Raw genomic sequence first — 22,393 nt, forward strand, 5'->3', positions numbered from 1 at the left:
ACGAGGTTACCGTGTGGCCACGACGCCCTTTGGGATCGTTAAGTTTCCGTCATGTCCAGGTGGCGTCGGCGTGCCCGCCGGACGCCGGAAGGAGCGCATCCATGGCCGCTGTCGGTCGCCCCCGCCGGTCCTGCCTGGCCGTGCCGGGCTCCAGCGTCAAGATGCTCGGCAAGGCCCAGGGCCTCCCCGCCGACCAGGTCTTCCTCGACCTGGAGGACGCGGTGGCCCCGCTGGCCAAGCCGGACGCCCGCAAGAACATCGTGGCGGCGCTGAACGACGGCGACTGGGCCGGCAAGACCCGGGTGGTGCGGGTCAACGACCTGACCACCCCGTGGACCTACCGGGACGTGATCGAGGTGGTCGAGGGCGCCGGCGCGAACCTGGACTGCATCATGCTGCCCAAGGTGCAGAACGCCGAGCAGGTGCACTGGCTGGACCTGCTGCTCACCCAGATCGAGCGGACCCTGGGCCTGGAGGTCGGCCGGATCGGCATCGAGGCGCAGATCGAGAACGCGGCCGGGCTGGTCAACGTCGACGCGATCGCCGCCGCCTCGCCCCGGGTGGAGACCATCATCTTCGGCCCGGCCGACTTCATGGCCTCGATCAACATGAAGTCGCTGGTGGTCGGCGCGCTGATCCCCGACTACCCGGGCGACCCGTACCACTACATCCTGATGCGGATCCTGATGGCCGCCCGGATGCACGACAAGCAGGCCATCGACGGGCCGTTCCTGCAGATCCGCGACGTGGACGCGTTCCGCGAGGTGGCGAAGCGTTCGGCGGCGCTCGGCTTCGACGGCAAGTGGGTGCTGCACCCGGGGCAGATCGACGCGGCGAACGAGGTCTACCAGCCGGCCCAGGCCGACTACGACCACGCGGAGCTGATCCTCGACGCGTACGAGCACTACACCTCGGAGGCGGGCGGCAAGCTCGGCGCGGTGATGCTCGGCGACGAGATGATCGACGAGGCGTCCCGCAAGATGGCGCTGGTGATCTCGGCCAAGGGGCGGGCTGCCGGGATGACCCGTACCTCGACGTTCACCCCGCCCGCGGAGTGAGCGGGCGCCGCCCCGGCGAGGCCGGGGCGGCGGCCCGTCGGGTCAGAAGGTGCCGGTGCTGCCGCTGCCGCTGCTGGAGTCGGCGATGGCGAACACGATGACCACCACGTAGACCGCGATCAGCGCGAGCATCAGGCCGGTGAGGATCCAGCCGACGATGATCGCCGCCTTCGCCATGCCCTCGCCGCCCTCACCGGTCTCGCGGATCTGCTTGCGCGCCACGTGCCCGAGGATCGCGCCGACCGGCGCGGTGATGCAGGACGCGATGCCGACCAGGGACAGCACCAGCGCGACGATCGCCATGCTGTTGGTCTTCGGCTGCGCCGGATAGCCGTATCCGGGATACCCGCCGGCCGGATAGCCGGGCGTGGCCGCCGGGTAGCCGCCGGCCTGGGGGTAGCCGCCGGCCGCCGGGTAACCCGGCGCGGCGTACGGGTCGGCGGTGGCGGCCGACTGCCCGGCGTACGGGTCGACCGGGGCGTACGGGTCGGCGCCGGTGGGCTGGGCGGGGATCGGGTGGCCGCTGACCGGCAGCGTCGGGTCGGCAGCCGGGTCCTGCCAGCCACCGGAGGGCGGGGGATATGTCATGCGTCTTCTCCGTCGCGTGGGGGTGCGCCGTCAGGGTAGTCAGCGCGGGCCAGCGGCGAATCCCCCGTGGTGGTGCGTTGCCCACACCGCCTCGACCGGGCAGGATCGCGGCATGGCTATCGACGCGCGCGGCGCGGAGCGTACCGGCGGACAACGACGGGATGTGCCCGACCGGCGCTCCCGCGGCGACCAGGACCAACCGGCGCCGGTGTTCGAGCCGGTCACCATGCGGTTGGACGGGAAGGTCGCGGTGGTCACCGGGGCCGGCAGCCCGGACGGCATCGGGTACGCGACCGCCCGGCGGCTGGCCGACCTGGGTGCCCGGGTCGCGATCGTCTCCACCACCCGGCGGATCCACGAGCGGGCCGGCGAACTCGGGGTGACCGGCTTCGTCGCGGACCTGACCGACGAGTCGGAGGTCGGCGCGCTCGCCGACGCGGTCACCGAGCAGCTCGGCGACGTCGAGGTGCTGGTGAACAACGCCGGCCTGGCCAGCCGGGCCAGCCCGGAGGTGCTGCGACCGGTGGCCCAGCTGAGCCACGACGAGTGGCGCGGCGAGATCGACCGCAACCTGACCACCGCGTTCCTGTGCAGCCGGGCCTTCATCAGCTGCATGTCGGAGCGCGGCTGGGGGCGGATCGTCAACCTGGCGGCCACCTCCGGCCCGGTGAACGCGCTGCCCACCGAGGCGGCGTACGCGGCGGCGAAGGCGGGCGTGGTCGGGCTGACCCGGGCCCTGGCGATGGAGATGATCGCCGACGGGGTGACCGTGAACGCGGTGGCCCCGGGCACCATCTACACCGCCGCGTCCACGATGGCCGAGATCAAGCAAGGCCTGGGCACGCCGGTGGGCCGCCCCGGCATGCCGGACGAGGTGGCCGCCGCCATCGCGTTCCTCTGCTCGCCGGCCGCGTCGTACATCACCGGGCAGATGCTGGTGGTGGACGGCGGCAACAGCGTCCGCGAGGCGCAGTACCGCTGAGCGGTCAGTAGCGGGTGCCGTTGTCGTTGCCGGCCCAGATGGCGAAGCCGAGCCAGCCGCAGCAGGCCAGCAGGCCGAGCACGGTGAAGACGTAGCTGAGGATCAGTCCCCAGGTGGCGAGCTGCTCGCCCTCCTCGCCGGTGCGCTGGATCTGCCGCTTGGCCAGATGGCCGAGCACGATGCCGGCCGGGGCGAAGACGAAGGCGAAGACCAGCGACAGGATCGCCATGATGTTCGGGCCACCGCCCGGCGGGGGGCCGTACTGCCCGTACGGGCCCTGCGGCGGGTAGGGCGGCTGTTGCCCGTACTGCGGTTGCTCGGGCTGCCCCCAGCGTGGCTGCTCGCCGTGCTGCCCCGCACCGTGCTGCCCCGTACTGCTCTGCTGCCCCCACGGCGACGGCTCGCCGGGCTGCCCGCTCTGCTGCCCCCACTGGGGTTGGTCACCGCCCGGCCCCCACTGCGGCTGCCCGCCCGGCTGCCCCCACTGCGGCTGGTCGCCGGTCTGGCCCCACTGCGACTGGTCGCCGGACGGCCGCTCGTACGGCGACGGCGGCTGCTCCGGGTCGCCCGATGGTGGCTGGCTCACGGTCGTTCGCCCCCTCCGCCGCAGGTGGATCTCGGTCTCACTTGCGGACGCTACCCGCAGCGGTGAACCTTTTCACAGCGGTTGTGTGGACTGGTCACCTTGGCGGGGCCGGCCGGGAGGCCGATACTGACCGAGCGTTCAGTTACCCATGAGTAATGCGCCGATCCCCGGAGGCTGAGATGGCCCGACTCGCCCAGACGCCCGGTCTGACCGATGTGCAGCGGTCGATCCTGGAAACGGTCCGGGAGTTCGCCGACAAGGAGATCATCCCGCACGCCCAGCGGCTGGAGCACGCCGACGAGTACCCCACCGACATCCTCGACGGGATGCGCGAGATGGGCCTGTTCGGCCTCACCATCGCCGAGGAGCACGGCGGCCTCGGCGAGTCCCTGCTGACGTACGCGCTGGTGGTCGAGGAGCTGTCCCGGGGCTGGATGTCGATCTCCGGGATCGTGAACACCCACTTCATCGTGGCGTACCTGATCTCTCAGCACGGCTCGCCGGAGCAGCAGGCGCGGCTGCTGCCGAGGATGGCGACCGGCGAGGTGCGCGGCGCCTTCTCGATGTCCGAGCCCGAGTGCGGCTCCGACGTCTCGGCGATCAAGTCGAGGGCGGTCCGGGACGGCGACACCTACGTGCTCAACGGCCAGAAGATGTGGCTGACCAACGGGGCGTACTCCTCGGTGGTGGCCACCCTGGTCAAGACCGACACCGGCGCCGACTCGGTCTACGGCAACATGAGCACCTTCCTGCTGGAGAAGGAGCCGGGCTTCGGCGAGACCGCGCCCGGCCTGACCATCCCCGGCAAGATCGACAAGATGGGCTACAAGGGCGTCGAGACCACCGAGATGGTGCTCGACGGGGTGACCGTGCCCGCCTCCGCCGTGCTCGGCGGCGAGGACAAGGTCGGCCGCGGCTTCTACCAGATGATGGACGGCATCGAGGTCGGCCGGGTCAACGTCGCCGCCCGCGCCTGCGGCATCTCGATCCGCGCCTTCGAACTGGCCGTCGCGTACGCCCAGCAGCGCAAGACCTTCGGCCAGCCGCTGGCGAGGCACCAGGCGATCGCCTTCAAGCTGGCCGAGATGGGCACCAAGATCGAGGCGGCCCACTCGCTGATGGTCAACGCCGCCCGGCTCAAGGACGCCGGCCAGCGCAACGACGTCGAGGCCGGGATGGCCAAGCTGCTCGCCTCGGAGTACTGCGCCGAGGTCGTCCAGGAGGCGTTCCGGATCCACGGCGGCTACGGCTACTCCAAGGAGTACGAGATCGAGCGGCTGATGCGCGAGGCGCCGTTCCTGCTCATCGGCGAGGGCACCTCGGAGATCCAGAAGACCATCATCTCCCGCGGCCTGCTCAAGGAGTACAAGCTCTGACTCAGCCGCCGGCCGCCTCGACGGTCGGCTCCGGCGCGGTCACCGACCCGCCCGCCAGCACGTGCGGGCGGGTTCGGAACTCCTCGATCGCGGCGACCAGCCGCTCCTCCGGCACCGCGGTGTCCCGGCCGCCGACCATCGGCGGCTGCCGCAGCGACACCCACCGCACCGGGCGCAGCCGCACCCCGTCGACCCGGCCGTCCCGACGGTGCACGGTGGCCCGGTCGATGTCCGCCCACGGGTACCGGTACCGGCCGTACCGGACGCCGCTCGCGGTGATCGCCAGCCGCCCGGTGAACCGCAGCTCGTGGTAGACGCTCCGGCCGGCGCCGGCCGCCATCGCGACGATCAGCACCACCCGCAGCACCCGGACCCAGCGCGGCTCGTCGGGAAGCAGGCTGGTCAGCGCCAACCCCAGCGCGGTCAGCGCGACCAGGTCGGCCAGCAGATCCACCCAGCCGGCGAGGGACCGCCGGGCCAGCAACCCCGGCTCCACCGCGTCCCGGCCCGCGATCCTCGGCCGCCACACCAGGCGGGCGTCCCGCCGCGGCCGCCACCGTTCGGTGAGCAACCGGCCGCCGGCGAACAGCCAGACGACGATCTGCCCACCACTGTGGAAGGCCACCCGGGGCACCGTGAGCAGCCCGGCCGCCAGCGGCACGGTCACCGCCACGGCCGCCGTCAGGGCGAGCAACCGCCGCCCCCAGAGCCCGTCACCGGCCGAGGGAACGCGAAACGTGGGCAGCAGCGGCATGGCGGCAGGGTACGGACCCCTTGCCACCCGTCCCGCCCCAGGCGCGACCGCGCGCCTACGGCAGCGGCGTCCGGGGTTCTGGGCCGCTCCGTCGGAATGCTGTCTGCCAGGCGCGGATGGCATGTTCCGCTGCGGGTTCGTGGGGGGCTTGAGGTTCGGTGACGTACTGCAACCACAGTCCGTTGCAGTGGGCGGTGAAGGCGGCGGCCAGGGCGGCGGCCTCCGCTGTCGGTTCCGGCTCTGTCGTGGTTGGGACGACACCGAGCCGATGCAGCGCTGCTGCCACTTGGTCGCGGAAGGCGCTCAGGCCGCCCTGCAGCGCGGTCGCGAGGTCGGCGTCGCGTTTCGACTGCGCCATCGCCTCCAACAACAATGCCTGCTGGCGGCTGCTGACGTCCGGGGATCGGCTCCACCGCAGTAGCGCCTCGACGAGCCCGTCGATGCTCCGACTGCCGGCGATCAACGCCCAGGGCGTCGCGAACATGGCCTGTATCTCGAGCATCGCTGCATGTCGGAACAACCCTTCCTTGCTGCCGAAGTGGTAGTTCAGCGCCCCGAGGGGGACGCCGGCTCGGGAGGTGACCGATCGGCTCCCCGCCGCCTGCCAGCCCTCGGCCACGATCGCGTCCACCGCGGCCTGGATCAACGCCGCTCTGGCCCGCGTACCCGGCGCTTGTGCTGCGTTCGCCTGCGCCATCGTGACTCGCCTCTCTCGCACTTGAACGGTCGTACAACTCGTGCCATGGTAGCTCTTGAACGAGTGTTCAAAACACGTGGTGATCGGGAGAATTCCATGAGCAGCGACCTCAGTCAGCACAAGCCCTTCGCGGCCGACCCCGCGCGGGCGGCCGCCACCTCGAGCTGGATCCGTCGCGCTGCCGCGCCGGTGGGATTCGTCGCCGCCGTGACCGCCGTCGGAGCCGGCGCGGCCGCCATCAGTTTTGCCGTCACCGGCGGCAACCCGTCCGTCGACGGCAGCCTGGCCTACCCCGCGTGGTGGCCGCCCGACTGGGTGTTCGCGGGCATCTGGCTGATCATCTATCCGGCATCCGGGATGGCTGCCTGGCGGCTGTGGCAGCAGCGGCACGTCGCGGACGTGCGCGGTGCGCTGACCGCCTTCGCCCTCATGAACATCTCCAGCGCGTTGTTCCTGCCGATCGCCTCGCTCGTCGGTGGAGAACCCAGCGTGCTGACCCTGATGGACCTCAACGGCGTGATCGCTGTCTACGCCCTGGCATGGCTGTTCTCTCGCTACAGCCGTCCCGCGGCAGCATGGCTGCTGCCTTACCTCGTCTGGATGCCCCTGACCGCCGCACTCAAGATCTGGCTCTGGACCCTCAACTGATCTGAGACACCCCGCCGGCTCGACAACGGACTCGGCGTGGGGCCCGTCACGCGCGGTCGACCCGCGGTCAGGGCAGGCGGCTGAGGTTGCCGGCGGCGCGCTCGATGATCAGGCAGCGGTCCTCGACGTAGTCCATGCCGGCCTGCTCGGCGATCCGCCGGGCCTCGGCCGACACGATGCCGAGCTGCAACCAGACCGCCGGCGCGCCGATCGCCGCCGCGTCCCGCACCACCTGCACGGCGTCCGCGGCCGGGCGGAACACGTCGACCAGGTCCACCGGGTGCGGGATGTCGGCCAGCGACGGGTACGCCCGCTCGCCGAACAGCTCGTCGATGCTCGGGTTGACCGGGATGATCCGCCAGCCGTACCGCTGCATCTGGAAGGGAACGCTGTGCGCGGCCTTGCGCGGGTCGCGGGACGCGCCCACGACGGCGATCACGGCGGAGTCGGCGAGGATCTGCTGGGCGCTGCGCACGCCCCGACTCTAACCGCGCCGGTCAGCCGCCGCTGAGCAGCGCCGCACGCAGCCGGGCGTACTCCGCCTCGGTGCCGATGGCCGCGCGGTGCTCCGGGTGGGCCAGGTAGTGCCGGATCGCCCCGGCGACCAGCGCGGGCGCGGCGTCCACCTCGCGCACCGCCACGCTCCTGCTGCCCCGACCCCAACCACGACCGGCGCGGACCAGCTCGGGGCGGGCCACCGGCAACCAGATCACCCGGTTGCCTGACCGCCAGCCGACGTCGACCCGCCCGTCGGTACCCAGGGCGGCCCATGGCACGAACCACTGTCGTTCGTGCCGGCTATGGGTGATGCCCTCGGTGGTCAGCTCGATCCCCGGCAGCCCGAACCAACCCAGGAGCACAGAGAAGATCGCGATCGCCGCGAACATGACGGCCAGCCCGACGTCGAGCGTGCTGCGGTCGGGCGCACCCGCGCTGACGACGGTCCGGTACAACGCGAATCCGACGAAGACCGTCATGAAGCCGATGGTCTGTCGCGGCGGGGCGTAGTAGACCCGCTCCCGCTCGTCGACCCGCAGCTCCTCGGCACTGGGGGAGCGGAGGAGGTCGCGGATCGCGAACCCGAAGAAGACGGCCAGCGGCACCAGGGTCAGCAGCACCAGCGGGCCACCGATGTCGCCCACCTTGAGGTCCGCCACGCCGGTCAGCAGCCCGACGACGACCGCGACCACCAGACCGATCCGTTGCCGGCGCAGCGCCGCATCCATGATCCCCCGCATGGCCGGCACGCTAGCCCCTGCGCGCTACAGAAGCGAGAGCTGCTCGGCGGCGGGCGCTGCCGGTGGCTCCGGCAGTCGCCGGTTGTCGCCGCGCTCGCCGCGCTCCAGGCCGTGCCGGCGGGCCGCGATCCGCACCCGCGCGGTCAGCTCCCGCTGGTACGCCTGCGGGGCGTACGCGCCGGAGCGGTAGAGTTCGCGATAGCGGGGGACCAGGTGCGGGAACTCCCGACCCAGCCAGCGTGCGTACCACTCACGGGCGCCGGGGCGCAGGTGCAGCGCCAGGGGCGTCACGCTGGCCGCTCCGGCGGCGGCGATCGCCGCGACGGTGGCGTCGATCGACTCCTCGTCGTCGCTGAGCCCGGGCAGGATCGGGGCCATCAGCACGCCCACCTCGAAGCCGGCGTCGGTGAGCCGGCGCACCGCCTCCAGCCGGCGGCGCGGGCTCGGCGTGCCCGGCTCGACCGCGCGCCACAGCGACTCGTCGACGAAGCCCACCGAGTACGACAGGCCGACCCGGGTGACCTCGGCGGCCTGCCGCAGCAACGGCAGGTCGCGCAGGATCAGGGTGCCCTTGGTGAGGATGGAGAACGGGTTGGCGAAGTCCCGTAGCGCCTCGATGATCGGCGGCATGAGCCGATAGCGCCCCTCGGCGCGCTGGTAGCAGTCCACGTTGGTGCCCATGGCGATGTGCGCTCCGCGCCACCGCGGGGCGGCCAGCTCGCGGCGGACCAGCTCACCCGCGTTGACCTTGACGATCACCTTGCGATCGAAGTCCGCCCCCGCGTCGAGGTCGAGGTAGGTGTGGGTGTTGCGGGCGAAGCAGTTGTGGCTCACCACACCGTTGGCGATGAAGTCGCCTGTGCCGGTGGTGATGTCCCAGAGCGGCAGCTCCAAGCCGAGCGGCTCGATGGCGGTGACCCGCAGATTGGCCTGGAACTTGAGGGCGGCGCCGTCGATGTCCCGCTTGCGGGTGATAGCCGGGTCGGTGAGGTGGAAGAACCGCAGGCGCTCGGAAAGCCCACCGGTCAGCCGGATCTGCCGCACCCGGTTTGGCTTGCCTGGGTCCTCCAGTACTCCTTTGAAGCCGAAGTGCCGGAGCGCCTCCGCGATCTGGCCGAGGATCTCGTCGTCGCTGTTGCTGATGCGGAAGATGCCCTGGCTGCAACTGCCCTCGGCGTCGAAGATCCCGGCGAGAAAACCCAGCCGCCAGTCGTCGCTCCGTTGCTGAGGCCACCGGATCAACTCGGTGATGGCCTCGATGTCCGGCTGTCGTGAGGTGCGGATGGCCGACATCGCCCGTCTGGTCAGGCTGGCGGGCGTGAAGGCGAAGCGACTGGTCGAGATGCCGAAACCCGAGAGGAAGAGTTCTGTGCGGCTTAGCGCCTCGTCGTCGGCGAGCGCCAGACGAAATCGGTGCACGACCCCGGTGGGGTAACGGTAGGTGCCGAGGTGGGCGTCGCCGCGGACCATCCCGCACAGGTAGCCGCGACGGTAGTCGGGCGAGTCCTTGGGCCCGGCGGCGAACCGGCCGGTGCCGATGAGCCGGTTGTTGGTGGTCAGGTAGGGGCGTTGGCCGGTGCCCTGCATCGTGCCGGTGACGTACTTCCAGCCCCGGTCCGAGAGGAAGCGGTGATCGCCGCTGGCGATCAGCGTCGTCCCGTCAGCCAGGGTCAACCGGTACGCCGGCTTGACGGTGGACCACTTGGCCAGGACCGTGGTGATCACGTAGCGACGGTACGCCCCGCGGCGCTCGGTGCCGTAGATCCGATCCCCGGGCTCCAGCTCGCTGATCGGCTTCGTCCGCCCGTCGGCCATCAGGATCGGCGTCTCCGCGGCCAGGCAGTAGCGGCATGCATGACTGCATCCACGGTACGGATTGACGGTCCACTGGAACGGGACCTGGGACTCGCCGGGCACCCGGTTGATGATCGACTTTGCCCGGATCTCGTAGAAGGTCATGCCGGCGAAGTCGGGGGTGTCGAAGGTGCGGGCGATGGCGCCGGGCAGCGCCAGCGGCAGGGGTGGTGTCGCCGGCGCCGGCCCGTCGGGATGCCCCTCGTCCGGGGGAGCGGAGAGGTTCTCCCAGCGCATGTCCCTCATTCGAACATGCGTACGAGTGAAGCGCAAGCCGACATGACGAACGGCCGGGCTCCCCCGTGGAGGGCCCGGCCGTTCGTCGGTGCGGATCAGTGCTTGTGCTCGGCCAGCTGCTTGCGGACGTCGTCCATGTCCAGCGCCTCAACCTGCTCGATCAGGTTCTCCAGCGCCGACTCGGGCAGCGCGCCCGGCTGGGCGAAGACGATGACGCCGTCCCGGATCGCCATGATCGTCGGGATGGAGCGGATGTCGAACTTGGCGCCCAACTCCTGCTGCGCCTCGGTGTCGACCTTGCCGAAGGTGATGTTCGGGTGCTTCTCCGAGGAGCGCTCGTAGACCGGCGCGAACCGCTTGCACGGACCGCACCACTCGGCCCAGAAGTCGACCAGAACGATGCCTTCGCTCTCGGTGACCTCGTCGAAGTTGGCCGTGGTCAGCTCAAGGGTTGCCATTGCTCTCTCCGATCAGCGCGTGTTGCTTTCGTCCGGTGGAACCACGTCGGCCCCCGTCGAATTCCCGGGCCGGTCGGGCCGAAACCGGGACGGGCTGCTCGTGGGCGATCAACCCCATCGAGCGACATCTGTCCGGACCTGCCGTGCGGGCCGCACATGCATGACGCAATTGCGTGACCAGAAGTGATGGGAGCGTTTCCAGGGAGATCGGGACGTTTGACCGATACCGCTCGGTAACTTGAGTGTTGACAAGCAGCTATCCTGCCTGCGGAGATCGCCCGCTGGCTGGGCGACGACTACCAAGAGTAATGTTACAAAAAGATAAATGTGATCCCGGTCTCTGGGCGTCAGCCCCGGTGGTGGGGCAGAATCTTGGGCATCAGAGCGTGGGCGGCGGGTGCCGGGGAGGGCCCCGCCGCTCATTGCGTCTCCCCCCGGATGTGACCGGTGTGACATTTCCCCACCGTCCCGGGCCCGATCGTCGCGTTACCCGGCGGTAGGTCATGCTGTGCCGAACGTCACCGCCGCGCAGTCGAAGGGGGCCCGGATGCAGTTCGGCCGCTACTACGAGGAGTTCGAGGTCGGCGCGGTCTACCGGCACTGGCCGGGCAAGACCGTCACCGAGTACGACGACCACCTCTTCTGCCTGCTCACCATGAACCACCACCCGCTGCACATGGACGCGCACTACGCCGAGACGGCGAGCCAGTTCAAGCGGAACGTGGTGGTCGGCAACTACATCTACTCGTTGCTGCTGGGCATGTCGGTGCCGGACGTGAGCGGGAAGGCGATCGCCAACCTGGAGATCGAGTCGCTGCGGCACGTGGCGCCGACCTTCCACGGCGACACCATCTACGGCGAGACCACCGTGCTGGACAAGCGCGAGTCCGCCTCGAAGCCCGACCGGGGGGTGGTCGCGGTCGAGACCCGCGGCTACAACCAGGACGGCACGCTGGTCTGCGTCTTCCGCCGCAAGGTCATGGTCCCCAAGCAGGAGTACGCCGCCGCGGCGGTGCCCGACGGCGTCGACCCGGAGCGGCCCAGCTTCCCCGAGCCCCGCTGAGTCCCGCCCCGCCCGGACCACCTCGGCCCCGCCCCGCCGGCATCGGTGGGACGGGGCCCCTTCGCGCTCGTCACGGCATATGCTGGCGCCGGAGGTAGCCATGAGCCACTCCCTGGCCGGAGAGCCGCCCGCCGCCGGCCGTCGCGCCGCGCCGATGACCACCGCCGCCTACCCCGCCGCCGAGTGGCACCTGCTCACCACGCTGCCCGGCCGGGTGCTGGTGGCCGCCGCCTCGCCCGCGCCGGGGCGCCCGGCCCGGGGGGTGGCCGCGGGGCTGGCCGGCCTGGACGCCGTGGCCGCCGGTCGAGCCTTCGACAGCGATCTGGTGCGCGCCGTGGTCGCCACCATCTACGCCCGGCACGACGGCGCCTCCACCGGGGAGTGGCGGGAGGCCGAGCTGGTCGACGTGCTGGCCGCCTGCCGGGCCGCCGAGCGTGTGCTGCGCCGGCGGGCCGATCCGGCGGACTCGGCCGCCTACCGGCAGTGGGTGCAGTCGGTGGCCGTCCGGGTGTGCCGGGCCGCGCCGGCCACCGGCCCGGTCACCCTCACCCTCTCCCCGGCCCCGGCCGACCTGCGCTTCCTGCGCCGGCTCGGGGACGCGCTGGGGCTGCCGTGACCGGCCCGGGGCGGGGCGCGGCCGGTCGGGCCGTACCCTCTGCTGACCGTGACCGACGATCAGCTCGACGTGGGCGTCGGACCGTGGCCCGGCGACCTGCCGGACGACCCGCGGTACGACCCGGACCTGCTCGCGGCGGGCGACCGGCGCAACGTGGTGGACCGCTACCGGTACTGGCGGCGGGAGGCGGTGGTGGCCGATCTCGACCGGCGCCGGCACGACTTCCACGTGGCGATCGAGAACTGGCAGCACGACTTCAACATCGGCACCGTGGTCCGCAACGCGAACGCCTTCCTCGCCGCCGAGGTGCACATCGTCGGGCAGCGGCGGTGGAACCGCCGGGGCGCCATGGTCACCGACCGGTACCAGCACGTGCGGCACCATCCCACCATCTCCGACTTCGTCGGCTGGGCGGCCGCCCGGGAGCTGCCGGTGGTCGGCATCGACAACCTGCCCGGCTCGAAGCCGCTGGAGAGCAGCACCCTGCCCCGGCGCTGCGTGCTGCTGTTCGGGCAGGAGGGGCCGGGCCTGTCCGACCCGGCCCGGGCGGCCTGCGACGAGCTCTTCTCGATCGCCCAGTACGGCTCGACCCGGTCGATCAACGCCGGGGTGGCCAGCGGCATCGCCATGCACGCCTGGATCCGGGCGTACGCCGGGCCGCCACCGGCCTGACCCGGCGCGTCGCCACGGCGGGGGAACGGCGGCTTTCGCTTGACGGGCCGGCGGGACGGGGCCACGGTGGTGATGTGAGTGTCGTGGTGAGTTGTCCGAGGTGTGCCGGTGCGGTGCGCCCGCCGGACCTGATGCACGGCGAGTCGCGGTGCGTGCGGTGCGGGCCGGTGGCGCCGCTGCATGTGCCCGAGCACGTCGACGCCCAGATCGTGGCGAGCGTGGTGGACCGGGTCGCCGCCACCTCGGGGGCGCCGCGGCCGGCGCCGCCGCTGTGGTGCCCGTGGCCGCTCCCTCCCGGCTGGACGGTCACCGGGGTGGCCTGGGCGGGGGACGACGCCGCCGGGATCCGTGCCACCGCGATCGCCTGCGCCGGGCCGGCGCCGCTGGGTGGTGGCCCGGCGGATCTCGTCCTGGTGGCGGAGGAGCCAGGGGTCGGGTTGGGCGCCCGGCTCGCCGGGGTGCCCGGGCCGGACCCGGGGCCGCAGCTCGTCGAGGCGTTGACCGCGCCGCCCGTAGGGCGGGCCGGGCACGTCGAGCCGGCCCGGATCCGGGTCGGCGGGCACCCGACTCCACTGTGGTTGGTGAATTCTTCGACGGATCGAAGCGCGTACGCCGGCGAGGCTCGGGGAATGTGGCTCCATGCGATAGCCTGGCCGGCGAGCGCGGGTCACCTCCTCGCGGAAGATGTCGTGCTGCACGACCTCACCGAGTGGACGCCGCCCGAGCTCGTGTACGGCGCGCCGTCTCCGTACCTGCACGGAAGGGCCTGAGAAACCCTTCCGGGTCGGCCGGGGAAACGGGCGCAGACGAGATATTCACTGTACGACACCGTACTGATACTCTGGGTGCCGCTGCGGTAAACGGACCCGGCGCCGCGCGAGAGGATGGCCCGCTATGGTCAAGAAGGTCCTTACCTGGGCCCTCGTCGCGTTCTTGATCTTCTTCGTCGCCTACCGGCCCAACTCCGCGGCGGACGTGTTCAAGTCGCTCGGCGGCGGCATCATGGACATCGCCCAGGGCTTCGGCGACTTCTTCACCAGCCTCGTCGCCTGACCCGGCGATGGGCAGCCCCGCCGGTCCTCCCTTCGACCCGGACGACCCCGACCGGGAGCGCCGGGAGCGAGACACCGAGCCGATCCCGCGCTACCGGTCCGACGACGGGCCGGGTCTCGGCACCGGCCCGGGTCTCTCCGACGGCCCGTCCCTGTCGGACGACGCCGGTTACGGCGCCGGCCCCGGGTACGCCGGCGAGGGGCGTCCCGGGCGGTCCTGGGTGCGCGACCCGGAGGCTGGCCCCCAGGGCAACCAGATCTCCGAGGAGGAGCTGGCCGGCCTGCGCGTCGACGCTTCCGGCATGCCGCTGGGCCCGCGTCGGGTGCTGCCGCTGGAGGACGAGCCCAGCTCGCTGGTCGCCCGCTACCTGTTCCCCACCGAGCGCTACCGCGGCGAGTGGAAGCGGCACTGGATCCACCTGTCCACCCCGATCCTGGTCGGCGTGGGCGCCACCTTCGTCCTCGGCTATCTCTCCGGCTTCCTCGCCGGGCGGGACGTCGGGGCGCTCACCACGGTCGCGGTGCTGCTCTGGTTCGCCGTGATGGGCTGGGTGGCCTGGCGGGTCGCCGACTGGTGGTACGACCGCTTCATCCTGACCAACAAGCGGGTCATGGTGGTCAACGGCATCGTCACCCGCAAGGTCGCCATGATGCCGCTGGTCCGGGTCACCGACATGAAGTACGAGCAGACCCCGACCGGACGGGCGCTCAACTACGGCACCTTCGTGCTGGAGTCCGCCGGTCAGGAGCAGGCGCTCCGCGAGGTGAAGAACCTGCCCAACCCCAACGAGCTCTACCTGCGCGTGGTCGAGGAGATGTACGAGCCGCAGGCGGTCGAGGCGCGGTTGGGCAAGGAGGCGGACGAGGCCAAGGCCGACGACGGCGCCTGAAGGTTTCTGTCCGTTCATCGGATGCACAGCACACCTTTCACCGTCGACCGGAGGCCACAGCCGTGGCACCCTGCCAGGCAGGACGGGGTGGAGGTGAGCGGTGGCCGGCCGGGATCCGCTGGAGGAGGAGTTCCGCGAGTTCGTCGCGGCCCGCTCCGGTGCCCTGCTGCGCACCGCGTACCTGCTCGTCGGGGACTGGGCGACCGCCGAGGACCTGCTGCAGACCGCGCTCACCAAGACGTACCTCGCCTGGAAGCGGTTGGGCGGGATCGAGGCGATCGAGCCGTACGCCCGGCGGGTCATGGTCAACACGTCGACCAGTTGGTGGCGGCGGCGCTGGCACGGTGAACGGCCGACCGAGGTGCTGCCCGAGCGGGCCGGGGTGGACGAGATCGAGCGCCAACTCGACCGGGACGCGCTCTGGCGGCACCTGTCGGCGCTGCCCGCCCGGCAGCGGGCGGTGCTGGTGCTGCGCTTCTACGAGGACCTGTCCGAGGCGCAGACCGCCGCCCTGCTGGAGATCTCGCCCGGCACGGTGAAGAGCCAGACCTCCCGCGCCCTGGCCACGCTGCGCCGGCGCATCGGCGGTCAGCCGCTGCTCGACGTGGCGGAGGGGCCCGAGTCGTCGGGGCGTACCGCCGGTCGGGGACGGGCGGCCACGGCCGCGCCGGGCGGACGGACGCCGGGCGGCGACCGGGCCGCGCCGAGCCGGCCGTCCACTCCGGCGGGACCGGACGCGACCACCCCGCCGGTCGGCCGGCCCGCCGCGGTCCGGCCCCGGACGGCCCGGGCGACGCCCGGCCCGGCGGTCGCGGCGGAGAGCCGATGAACGGCGCCACGTCCGACAACCGGACCGACGGCCCCGAGCGTCCAATGGCAGTGACGCCGGACGACCTGGAGCGGGCGCTGCGGGAGACCCTCTCCCGCCGGGTCGCCGTGCCCCCGCCGCCGGCCGCCGACCCGGCCGGTGCGGCCGTCCGGCGGGCCCGCCGGACGCGGCGCCGGCGGGCGCTGGCCGGCCTCGCCCTGGCCGGCGTCGCCACCGTCGGGGTCACCGCCGGCATGGCCCAGCTGAGCGGCCAGTCGGGCCGCACCGGGGCGCCGGTCGTGGTGATCGGCGACCCGGACGAGGACACCACCGCCTCGGCCTGGCCGGTGGCGCCCGCCCCGCCGGCCCGGCCCGAGGAGGACACCGCCGACCTGCTGGTGGACGGCGCGCTGGTGGCCGGAGGGCAGCGGTACGAGCTCGGCGTCGGCCCGGTCGAGCGGGCCCAGCGGTTGCGCGACGGCGGCGGCTGGCTGCTGGTGGGCGCGCCCACCCCCGCCGGCCGCAGCCTCTGGCTGGTGCCGACCGGCGGCACCCCGCGGGCGCTGCTCGCCGGCGCGGAGGAGATCGCCCTCGCCCCGGACGGCCGGCAGGTGGCCTGGCGGGACGACGGCCGGCTGTTCGCCGCCGGCCTGATCGGCGGCCAGCTCGTCGCCACCGTCAAGGTGACCGCTCCGGCCGGCGTGGCGCCGGTCCGCTTCGTCGGCGACCGGGTGCTGGTCACGGCGGGCGCCGGGCGCACCGGATTCGCCCTGTGGAGACCGGGGCCGGGCGCGGCCCCGGGCGCCGGCCACGCCGAGGTGCTGGCCGTCTACGGGGTACGGCCCGACGGCCGGGCGGTCGGGCTGGTCCGCGTCGCCGGCGGGCAGGGCTGCCTCGCGCTGCTCTCGACCGACCTGACCCCGGTCACCACCCGCTGCGGCCCCCGGCTGGCGGCCGACGGGCGCGGTGAGGTCTCGGTGGACGGTCGCTGGCTGCTGGCGAACGGGCGGATCGGCGGCGCCGACGGCGCCGTCCTGGTCGACCTGGCCCCGGCGACCCCCACCGCCTGGGCGGCCGGGCCGACGATCACCGGCGACGTGGCCTGGAACGGCGGGCAGGTCGCCACCTGGGTCGACCGGAGCGGCGCGGTGGCCCGGCTGCGGGCCGACCGGGTGCCGGTCGGCGAGCGCGCCTCGTCCACCCTGGTCGCCGGGGCCGGCCGGCCGGTGGTGGTGGCCTTCGCGTCCTGACCGGCGCGGGCGTCGGCCGGCGCCGACCCGGTAGCGTCGGGCGATGACCCCACGCCCGACGATCGACCTGCACGCCCACAGCACCGCCAGCGACGGCACGCTCGGCCCCGCCGAGCTGGTCCGGGCGGCCGCCGGGGCGGGGCTGGACGTCGTCGCGATCACCGACCATGACACCACCGCCGGTTGGGACGAGGCGGTCGCCGCCCTGCCGGCCGGGCTCGACCTGGTCCGCGGGGCGGAGATCTCCTGCCGTTGGCACGGCGTGGAGCCGGCGGTGCCGCTGCACCTGCTCGCTTACCTCTTCGACCCGGCGGAGCCGGAACTCGTGGCGGAGTTGGCCCGGGTGCGGGCGGCCCGGGAGGTGCGCGGGGAGCGGATCGTGCGGCTGCTCAACGCCGACGGGATCGACATCAGCTGGCCGGAGATCATCACCGCGGCCGGCGGCGGCACGGTCGGCCGGCCGCACATCGCCGCGGCGCTGATCCGCGCCGGCCTGGTCGCCACCACCACGGAGGCGTTCGGGCCGGACTGGCTGGGCGAGCGGTACCGGCTGCCCAAGGAGGACATCGACGTGTTCCGGGCGGTCGCGCTGGTCCGCGGCGCCGGTGGCGTACCGGTCTTCGCCCATCCCCGGGCGAGCCGGCGGGGACGGATCGTGCCGGATGAGCTGATCGCCGAGCTGGCCGCCGCCGGGCTCGCCGGGCTGGAGGCCGACCACGAGGACCACACGCCGGCCGAGGCGGCGCACGTGCGTGCGCTCGCGGCCGACCTGGGCCTGCTGGTGACCGGTTCGTCGGACTTCCACGGCACGCACAAGACCGTCCGGCTGGGTGCTCATACCACCTCTGAAGAGGCGTACGAGCGGATCGTTGCCGCCGGGGTGACGCCGGTCGCTTCCAGCTGATCCGACCTCGGCGGCCCGACTACGGTGGGCCGGTGGATCTCAAGCTCTTCGGTGAGGTCTTCGTGACCCTGCTGGTGATCGTCGACCCGCCGGGCATGATGCCCATCTTCCTCGCCCTGACCGGGCCGCTGCCCGCCCGGGACCGCAACCGGGCCGCCTGGCAGGCGGTCGCGCTGGCGCTCGGCGTGATCGTGGTCTTCGCGGTGGCCGGTCAGACGCTGCTGGACTACCTGCACGTGGACCTGCCCGCCCTGCAGGCCGCCGGCGGTCTGCTGCTGGTGCTGGTCGCGTTGGAGCTGCTGACCGGCAAGGCGGACGACCCCAGCCAGCAGGTCACCTCCAACATCGCCCTGGTGCCGCTGGGCACTCCGCTGCTCGCCGGCCCGGGCGCGATCGTCGCGACCATGCTGTTCGTGCAGCGGGCCGACGGGTTCGACCAGTTCTCCGCGATCGCCGTCGCCATCGTCGCGGTGATGGTCGCGGTCTGGGTCGTGCTGCGCTTCTCCGGCGGGATCGTCAAGATCCTCCGCCCCGGCGGCATCGAGGTGCTGACCCGGATCGCCGGCCTGCTGCTGGCCGCGATCGCGGTGCAGCTGATCGCCGACGCGGTGGCCGCCTTCGTCACCCAGTACATCAACGCCGCCTGACCTCGGCGGGCGTGGGGCGGCCCGGGGATGTCGTAGCCGGATGGCAGGATCGGGACCGTGCGACGATCCGCGGGCCCACCCCGCCCCCGTGCCGGCCAGCCCGAGCAGCTCGGCTTCGAGGGCATGCCCGAGCGGCTCTTCGTCTGCACGCCCAGCAAGCTCGGCGCCTACGCCGACTGCCCGCGCCGCTACCGCTACTCGTACGTCGACCGGCCGGCCCCGCCCAAGGGGCCGCCGTGGGCGCACAACTCGCTCGGCGCGAGCGTGCACACCGCCCTGAAGAACTGGTACGCGCTGCCCGCCGAGCGGCGCCGGCCGGAGGCGCTGCCCGCCCTGCTCAAGGGCGTCTGGGTCCGCGAGGGCTACCGCGACGACGACCAGGAGCGGGCGGCCTACCGGCGGGCGCTCAGCTGGCTGGAGGGGTACGTCGCGACCCTGGAGCCGGGCGCCGACCCGCTGGGCGTGGAGCGGGTGGTCGCGGTCCGGACGGCCGTGCTGGCCTTCAACGGTCGGGCCGACCGGATCGACTCCCGCCCCGGGCCGGGCGGGCCGGAGCTGGTCATCGTCGACTACAAGACCGGGCGCACCGGCCTGGACGGCGACGACGCCCGGGGCTCCCAGGCGCTGGCCCTCTACGCGTACGCCGCCGAGCGGACGTTCCGCCGGCCGTGCCGGCGGGTCGAGCTGCACCACCTGCCCACCGGGACGGTCGCCGGGCACGACCACACCGAGGAGTCGCTGGCCCGCCAGCTCGCCCGGGCGGAGGACACCGCCCGCGACATCATGGCCGCCGAACGGGCCGTCACCGACGGCGCCGACCCGGACGAGGCGTTCCCCACGGTGGCCGGCCCGCGCTGCGGCTGGTGCGACTACCGCCGCGTCTGCCCGACCGGCTCCCAGACGCCAGGCCGGGACCCGTGGGCCGCGATGGACCGTCCCGCCGTACCGGTCGAGGAGTGACCGACCTCAGGCGGTCGTCTCGGCGGTGAGCCGGGCGGCGCGTGCCTTGGCGGCCTGCTGCATCGGCCCCTCCCGCCAGTCGCGGGGCAACGCCGCCAGGGCGAGGCGCAGGGCGCGCACGCTCAGGTCCGCCGAGAGCGCGGTGGTGGGCAGCCCGAGCCCGCCGTACAGTCGCAGCGCCCAGGGCGGCAGCAGCCCGAGCGCGGTGCCGGCCACGCCCAGGTACGCCCAGCGCGGCGGCCCGAGGCTGAGCCCCAGCCGCGCGGGGGTGCTGAGCTTCCACGGGATCGGCGGGGCGGTGAGGAACAGCGCGGTCTCCGCCGCCTCCCGGGTCATCCGCAGCTCGGGGCGGACCGTCCGGTAGTACTCGGCCACCTCGGCGGCGCTGCCCGGCACCTCGGCCGGGTCGAGCCCGACCAGGGCGGCGGCGCGTCGCTGCTCGGCGTAGTAGCCGTCCACCTCCGCGTCGGTCAGCGACAGGCCGGCCCGCCGGGCGGTGCTGACGAACGACTCCACCTCGGTGACGTGCACCCAGCGCAGCAGGTCCGGCCGGTCGATGCGGAACCGTTTCCCGGTGGCCGGGTCGGTGGCGCGCAGCCGGGCGTGCAGGGCGCTCAGCCGCCGGCCGGCCGCCTCGGCCTCGGCCGTGCTGCCGTAGATGACCGTGCCGACGTAGGTGGCGGTCCGGACCAGCCGCCCCCAGGCGTCGGACTTGTACCGGCTGTTCTGCGCCACCCCGGCCATTGCCAACGGGTGCAGGGCTTGCAGGTAGAGCGAACGCAGGCCGGCCACGATCAGGACCGGTTCGTCGTGCACCTTCCAGGTGACCGAGCCGGGACCGAACAGGCCGGTGTCGTCGGTGTCCACCCCCCAAGAGTGCCACGGGCGCCCCGCGCCGGGCCGCGGTGAACCGGACCGGTCCGGGGCGCGTGTACCGGTTTGGCGGCTTGTCACGGGCCCGAGCCGTCGTACGCTGCTTGTCGCGGAACAGCGGTTCCACAGTCGGAGGTGTCGGTGTTCAAGGAAATCAACGGCCTGCCGGGCCATGTCCTGATCGTGCACGCCGTGGTGGTGTTCGTTCCGCTGCTGGCGGTGCTGTCCGCCGCGTACGGGTTGGCGCCCCGCTGGCGGCACCGGCTGGACTGGGCGGTCGCCATCCTCGCCGTGGTGACCCCGATCCTGGCCTTCGTGGCCACCCAGTCCGGCGAGGCGTTCCAGGAGGCGCTGGAGAAGAAGGGCTACCCGCCCGAGCTGCTCGCCAAGATCCACGAACATTCCGAGTACGGCGACAAACTGCTCTGGTTCACCGTCGGGCTCGCCGTGGCGGCGCTGCTGTTGCTGGCGCTGACCAGCCCTCGGATCCGCACCCCCGAGCTGCCCGTCTGGGTCACCTGGGTGCTCATTGGCATCGTCGTGGTGCTCGCCGTCCTCGCGCTGGTCTACGCGTACCTGACCGGCGACAGCGGGGCGCAGGCGGTCTGGGGCAACACGCTCTGACCGTGCCGGCCGGAGCCGCCGGTAGCGGCTCGGTCGACCGGCCCCCCGGTCAGAAGAGCACCCGGGAGCAGAGCAGGCAGAACAGCCCCAGCAGCACCGCCCCGGCGACCGCGCCGACCGTCCAGGTGAGCCGCTGGGCGCGCTGCTCGGCGGCGTCCAGCGCGGTCATGTCCTGCGGTGGCAGCGTCCGGGGCGGGGCCGGCTGCAGGTGCACCGGGGTGCGCCAGCCGGCCGGCGGCGGGGTGGTCGGCGGCGGTCCGGCATAGCCGCCGCCCGTCCCCGCCGGCCCCGGACCGGTCACCGGCCTGCCGGGTACGCCGGCCGGCGCCGCCCACGGCGAGGGAGCGGCGGCACCCCGGCTGTCCGGAGGGGGCGGGCTGTCGACGCGGGGCGAGGCCCCGACGTCGGGACGATCGTCGGTGGCGGGCGCGCTCGCGGTGCTCGGTGGGCTCCCGATGCCCGGCGGGTTCCCGATGCCCGGCGTGCCCCCGGCGCCCTGCGCACGCTCGGTGCCCGGTGGGTTCCCGGGGGGCGGGGGGCGCTCCTCGCTATCAGGGGCGGGTCGGCCCCCGACTCCGGCGGGATCGGCCGGGCGTCGCCAGTAGTCGTCCTCCGGGGCGCTGTCGCGGGGCGTCGTCACGCCGTCCGACGCTACCAACGTGCGCCGCCTCCGGCCGGCCGACGCGGCGGCGGTCGATCCCGCGGCCCGGGCCCCGACTGGGATAGTCTTGCCGCTCGTGAGCACCGAGAACCTGGTCCCGGACGACGTACGCGGCGACGACGACCGCGCCGTCGACCTGAGTGAAGACTTCGTGGTGCTGCCCGAGCAGACGGTCGACGACACCGACCACGGCTGGGGCGAGCGCGCCGGCGGCAACGACGACTGGCTGCTCGACGAGCGCCCCCCGCACTGGGACTGACCAGCCGGCGTCACCCGCGTACCACCACGGCGAACCGGCTGCCCTCCGGTTGGCCGACCGCCCGCCGCGCCTGATCGGGCCGGAGCGCGAGGTAGAGCGCGGCCGACCCGTCGGTGCCGTCCCCGCCCAGCACGTCGAGCACCTGCGCGCCGGCGGCGAGCAGGGTCGCCTCGGCGGCCGTCCGCCCGGCCGGTACGACCAGCAGGTCGACCCGTGCCCCGGGCCGGAGCACCGCCAGCGCCGCCGGCTCGGCCAGCCGCACCGGCAGCCCGACCGCGCCAGCCGGCAGCGGTAGCGCCGCCGACCGCGCCGCGCCCCCGGCCGCCGACTCCGCCCCTGGTCCGCCGCCCGTTGTCGGCGCGACGTCCCGCGGCGGACCGGTCCGGCTCGCCGGGCCTGGTGCCGTCGTCGGGTTCGAGCCGGCGCCGACGGAGGAGCGTGGGTCCGGGCCGGGACAGCCGGGCGGCGCGTCCAGGATCAGCACCGCCAGGCCCAGCAGCGCGGCCACCAGCCCCGCGCGCAGCAGCGTGCCGCCGCTCGGGCGGCGGGGCCAGCGCACCGGCCGTAGGGCCCGCGTGCCCGCTCGACCATCGCTCGTCACGCCCCACCCCCGCGTCACCACCGGCCGCCCCGGCATC

The 22,393-nt window shown here is 73.3% G+C and carries 28 protein-coding genes; 17 read left to right on the forward strand and 11 right to left on the reverse strand.

All coding sequences use genetic code 11. The features are described 5' to 3' along the window. Positions 1-101 precede the first annotated feature (101 nt). Positions 102-1,058 (forward strand): HpcH/HpaI aldolase/citrate lyase family protein, encoded by a 957-nt coding sequence (locus tag ACFY3U_RS16570; RefSeq protein ID WP_387201679.1) that lies wholly within the window; start codon positions 102-104, stop codon positions 1,056-1,058. A gap of 42 nt (positions 1,059-1,100) precedes the next feature. Here the strand turns inward: ACFY3U_RS16570 and ACFY3U_RS16575 are convergent, their stop codons facing one another. Next, positions 1,101-1,646: a DUF4190 domain-containing protein gene (locus ACFY3U_RS16575; protein ID WP_387201682.1), complete on the reverse strand. Its 546-nt coding sequence runs from the start codon at positions 1,644-1,646 to the stop codon at positions 1,101-1,103. Between the two features lie 112 nt (positions 1,647-1,758). Here ACFY3U_RS16575 and ACFY3U_RS16580 point away from each other — a divergent pair, with 112 nt between their 5' ends. Further along, positions 1,759-2,628 carry an SDR family NAD(P)-dependent oxidoreductase gene (locus ACFY3U_RS16580; RefSeq protein ID WP_387201684.1) on the forward strand — a complete coding sequence of 290 codons (870 nt, stop codon included), beginning with the start codon at positions 1,759-1,761 and terminating at the stop codon, positions 2,626-2,628. A 4-nt stretch (positions 2,629-2,632) separates the two neighbouring features. Here the strand turns inward: ACFY3U_RS16580 and ACFY3U_RS16585 are convergent, their stop codons facing one another. Further along, complete coding sequence (locus tag ACFY3U_RS16585) at positions 2,633-3,214, reverse strand: DUF4190 domain-containing protein (protein WP_387201687.1); 582 nt, start codon at positions 3,212-3,214, stop codon at positions 2,633-2,635. 179 nt (positions 3,215-3,393) lie between these two features. Between ACFY3U_RS16585 and ACFY3U_RS16590 the strand changes: the two genes are divergently transcribed. Further along, positions 3,394-4,590, forward strand: coding sequence for an acyl-CoA dehydrogenase family protein (locus ACFY3U_RS16590; RefSeq protein WP_387201690.1), 1,197 nt, complete (start codon positions 3,394-3,396; stop codon positions 4,588-4,590). 1 nt (position 4,591) lies between these two features. On the opposite strand, the gene ACFY3U_RS16595 is transcribed toward ACFY3U_RS16590, so the two are convergent. Next, positions 4,592-5,344 (reverse strand): hypothetical protein, encoded by a 753-nt coding sequence (locus tag ACFY3U_RS16595; RefSeq protein ID WP_387201693.1) that lies wholly within the window; start codon positions 5,342-5,344, stop codon positions 4,592-4,594. 55 nt (positions 5,345-5,399) lie between these two features. Then, entirely contained in the window at positions 5,400-6,041 is a 642-nt protein-coding gene (locus ACFY3U_RS16600; protein ID WP_387201696.1) for a TetR/AcrR family transcriptional regulator, read from the reverse strand. A gap of 96 nt (positions 6,042-6,137) precedes the next feature. Here ACFY3U_RS16600 and ACFY3U_RS16605 point away from each other — a divergent pair, with 96 nt between their 5' ends. Continuing rightward, positions 6,138-6,689 (forward strand): tryptophan-rich sensory protein, encoded by a 552-nt coding sequence (locus ACFY3U_RS16605; RefSeq protein ID WP_387201699.1) that lies wholly within the window; start codon positions 6,138-6,140, stop codon positions 6,687-6,689. 67 nt (positions 6,690-6,756) lie between these two features. Here ACFY3U_RS16605 and ACFY3U_RS16610 read toward each other — a convergent pair whose 3' ends face one another. The 4 genes from ACFY3U_RS16610 to trxA form a co-directional block, all read right to left on the reverse strand. Then, a complete protein-coding gene (locus ACFY3U_RS16610; RefSeq protein ID WP_387201702.1) occupies positions 6,757-7,164 on the reverse strand; it encodes a CoA-binding protein in 408 nt (135 codons plus the stop codon). Between the two features lie 22 nt (positions 7,165-7,186). Beyond that, on the reverse strand, positions 7,187-7,927 hold the full coding sequence (locus ACFY3U_RS16615) for a hypothetical protein (protein WP_387201705.1): 741 nt from the start codon (positions 7,925-7,927) through the stop codon (positions 7,187-7,189). 24 nt (positions 7,928-7,951) lie between these two features. Beyond that, positions 7,952-10,018 carry an intein-containing Rv2578c family radical SAM protein gene (locus ACFY3U_RS16620; RefSeq protein WP_387202252.1) on the reverse strand — a complete coding sequence of 689 codons (2,067 nt, stop codon included), beginning with the start codon at positions 10,016-10,018 and terminating at the stop codon, positions 7,952-7,954. A gap of 95 nt (positions 10,019-10,113) precedes the next feature. Further along, a complete protein-coding gene (gene trxA / locus ACFY3U_RS16625; RefSeq protein WP_387201708.1) occupies positions 10,114-10,476 on the reverse strand; it encodes a thioredoxin in 363 nt (120 codons plus the stop codon). Between the two features lie 547 nt (positions 10,477-11,023). Between trxA and ACFY3U_RS16630 the strand changes: the two genes are divergently transcribed. The 11 genes from ACFY3U_RS16630 to ACFY3U_RS16680 all read left to right on the forward strand — a co-directional run bounded on the left by ACFY3U_RS16630 (position 11,024) and on the right by ACFY3U_RS16680 (position 19,338). Next, positions 11,024-11,539 (forward strand): MaoC family dehydratase, encoded by a 516-nt coding sequence (locus tag ACFY3U_RS16630; RefSeq protein WP_387202254.1) that lies wholly within the window; start codon positions 11,024-11,026, stop codon positions 11,537-11,539. 100 nt (positions 11,540-11,639) lie between these two features. Then, positions 11,640-12,155: a hypothetical protein gene (locus tag ACFY3U_RS16635; protein WP_387201711.1), complete on the forward strand. Its 516-nt coding sequence runs from the start codon at positions 11,640-11,642 to the stop codon at positions 12,153-12,155. Positions 12,156-12,203: 48 nt separating this feature from the next. After that, positions 12,204-12,827 (forward strand): TrmH family RNA methyltransferase, encoded by a 624-nt coding sequence (locus ACFY3U_RS16640; RefSeq protein ID WP_387201714.1) that lies wholly within the window; start codon positions 12,204-12,206, stop codon positions 12,825-12,827. A gap of 86 nt (positions 12,828-12,913) precedes the next feature. After that, positions 12,914-13,597: a DUF6758 family protein gene (locus ACFY3U_RS16645; protein ID WP_387202257.1), complete on the forward strand. Its 684-nt coding sequence runs from the start codon at positions 12,914-12,916 to the stop codon at positions 13,595-13,597. Positions 13,598-13,721: 124 nt separating this feature from the next. Beyond that, complete coding sequence (locus tag ACFY3U_RS16650) at positions 13,722-13,880, forward strand: hypothetical protein (RefSeq protein ID WP_387201717.1); 159 nt, start codon at positions 13,722-13,724, stop codon at positions 13,878-13,880. 7 nt (positions 13,881-13,887) lie between these two features. After that, entirely contained in the window at positions 13,888-14,769 is an 882-nt protein-coding gene (locus ACFY3U_RS16655; RefSeq protein WP_387201720.1) for a PH domain-containing protein, read from the forward strand. Positions 14,770-14,869: 100 nt separating this feature from the next. Continuing rightward, a complete protein-coding gene (locus ACFY3U_RS16660) occupies positions 14,870-15,598 on the forward strand; it encodes a SigE family RNA polymerase sigma factor (RefSeq protein ID WP_387201723.1) in 729 nt (242 codons plus the stop codon). Next, the gene (locus ACFY3U_RS16665; RefSeq protein ID WP_387201726.1) at positions 15,595-16,827 is read left to right on the forward strand and encodes a hypothetical protein; all 1,233 of its coding nucleotides are present in this window, start codon (positions 15,595-15,597) and stop codon (positions 16,825-16,827) included. Before ACFY3U_RS16660 ends, ACFY3U_RS16665 begins: the two co-directional genes overlap by 4 nt. A 43-nt stretch (positions 16,828-16,870) precedes the next feature. Continuing rightward, positions 16,871-17,731, forward strand: a complete 861-nt coding sequence (locus ACFY3U_RS16670; protein WP_387201728.1) for a PHP domain-containing protein — start codon at positions 16,871-16,873, stop codon at positions 17,729-17,731. A 32-nt stretch (positions 17,732-17,763) separates the two neighbouring features. Next, positions 17,764-18,378: a MarC family protein gene (locus ACFY3U_RS16675; protein ID WP_387201730.1), complete on the forward strand. Its 615-nt coding sequence runs from the start codon at positions 17,764-17,766 to the stop codon at positions 18,376-18,378. A gap of 123 nt (positions 18,379-18,501) precedes the next feature. Then, on the forward strand, positions 18,502-19,338 hold the full coding sequence (locus ACFY3U_RS16680) for a RecB family exonuclease (RefSeq protein WP_387202260.1): 837 nt from the start codon (positions 18,502-18,504) through the stop codon (positions 19,336-19,338). A 6-nt stretch (positions 19,339-19,344) separates the two neighbouring features. Here ACFY3U_RS16680 and ACFY3U_RS16685 read toward each other — a convergent pair whose 3' ends face one another. Then, a complete protein-coding gene (locus tag ACFY3U_RS16685; RefSeq protein WP_387201733.1) occupies positions 19,345-20,205 on the reverse strand; it encodes an oxygenase MpaB family protein in 861 nt (286 codons plus the stop codon). A 147-nt stretch (positions 20,206-20,352) separates the two neighbouring features. Between ACFY3U_RS16685 and ACFY3U_RS16690 the strand changes: the two genes are divergently transcribed. Further along, a complete protein-coding gene (locus ACFY3U_RS16690; protein ID WP_387201736.1) occupies positions 20,353-20,835 on the forward strand; it encodes a DUF2231 domain-containing protein in 483 nt (160 codons plus the stop codon). Between the two features lie 49 nt (positions 20,836-20,884). Here the strand turns inward: ACFY3U_RS16690 and ACFY3U_RS16695 are convergent, their stop codons facing one another. Beyond that, positions 20,885-21,136, reverse strand: a complete 252-nt coding sequence (locus ACFY3U_RS16695; RefSeq protein WP_387201739.1) for a hypothetical protein — start codon at positions 21,134-21,136, stop codon at positions 20,885-20,887. 436 nt (positions 21,137-21,572) lie between these two features. Here ACFY3U_RS16695 and ACFY3U_RS16700 point away from each other — a divergent pair, with 436 nt between their 5' ends. Next, complete coding sequence (locus ACFY3U_RS16700) at positions 21,573-21,755, forward strand: hypothetical protein (protein WP_387201742.1); 183 nt, start codon at positions 21,573-21,575, stop codon at positions 21,753-21,755. 10 nt (positions 21,756-21,765) lie between these two features. Here ACFY3U_RS16700 and ACFY3U_RS16705 read toward each other — a convergent pair whose 3' ends face one another. Next, positions 21,766-22,356, reverse strand: coding sequence for a flagellar biosynthesis protein FlgA (locus ACFY3U_RS16705; RefSeq protein WP_387201745.1), 591 nt, complete (start codon positions 22,354-22,356; stop codon positions 21,766-21,768). Positions 22,357-22,393 lie beyond the last annotated feature (37 nt).

The organism is Micromonospora sp. NPDC000089, assembly GCF_042899365.1.
Lineage (GTDB): Bacteria > Actinomycetota > Actinomycetes > Mycobacteriales > Micromonosporaceae > Micromonospora.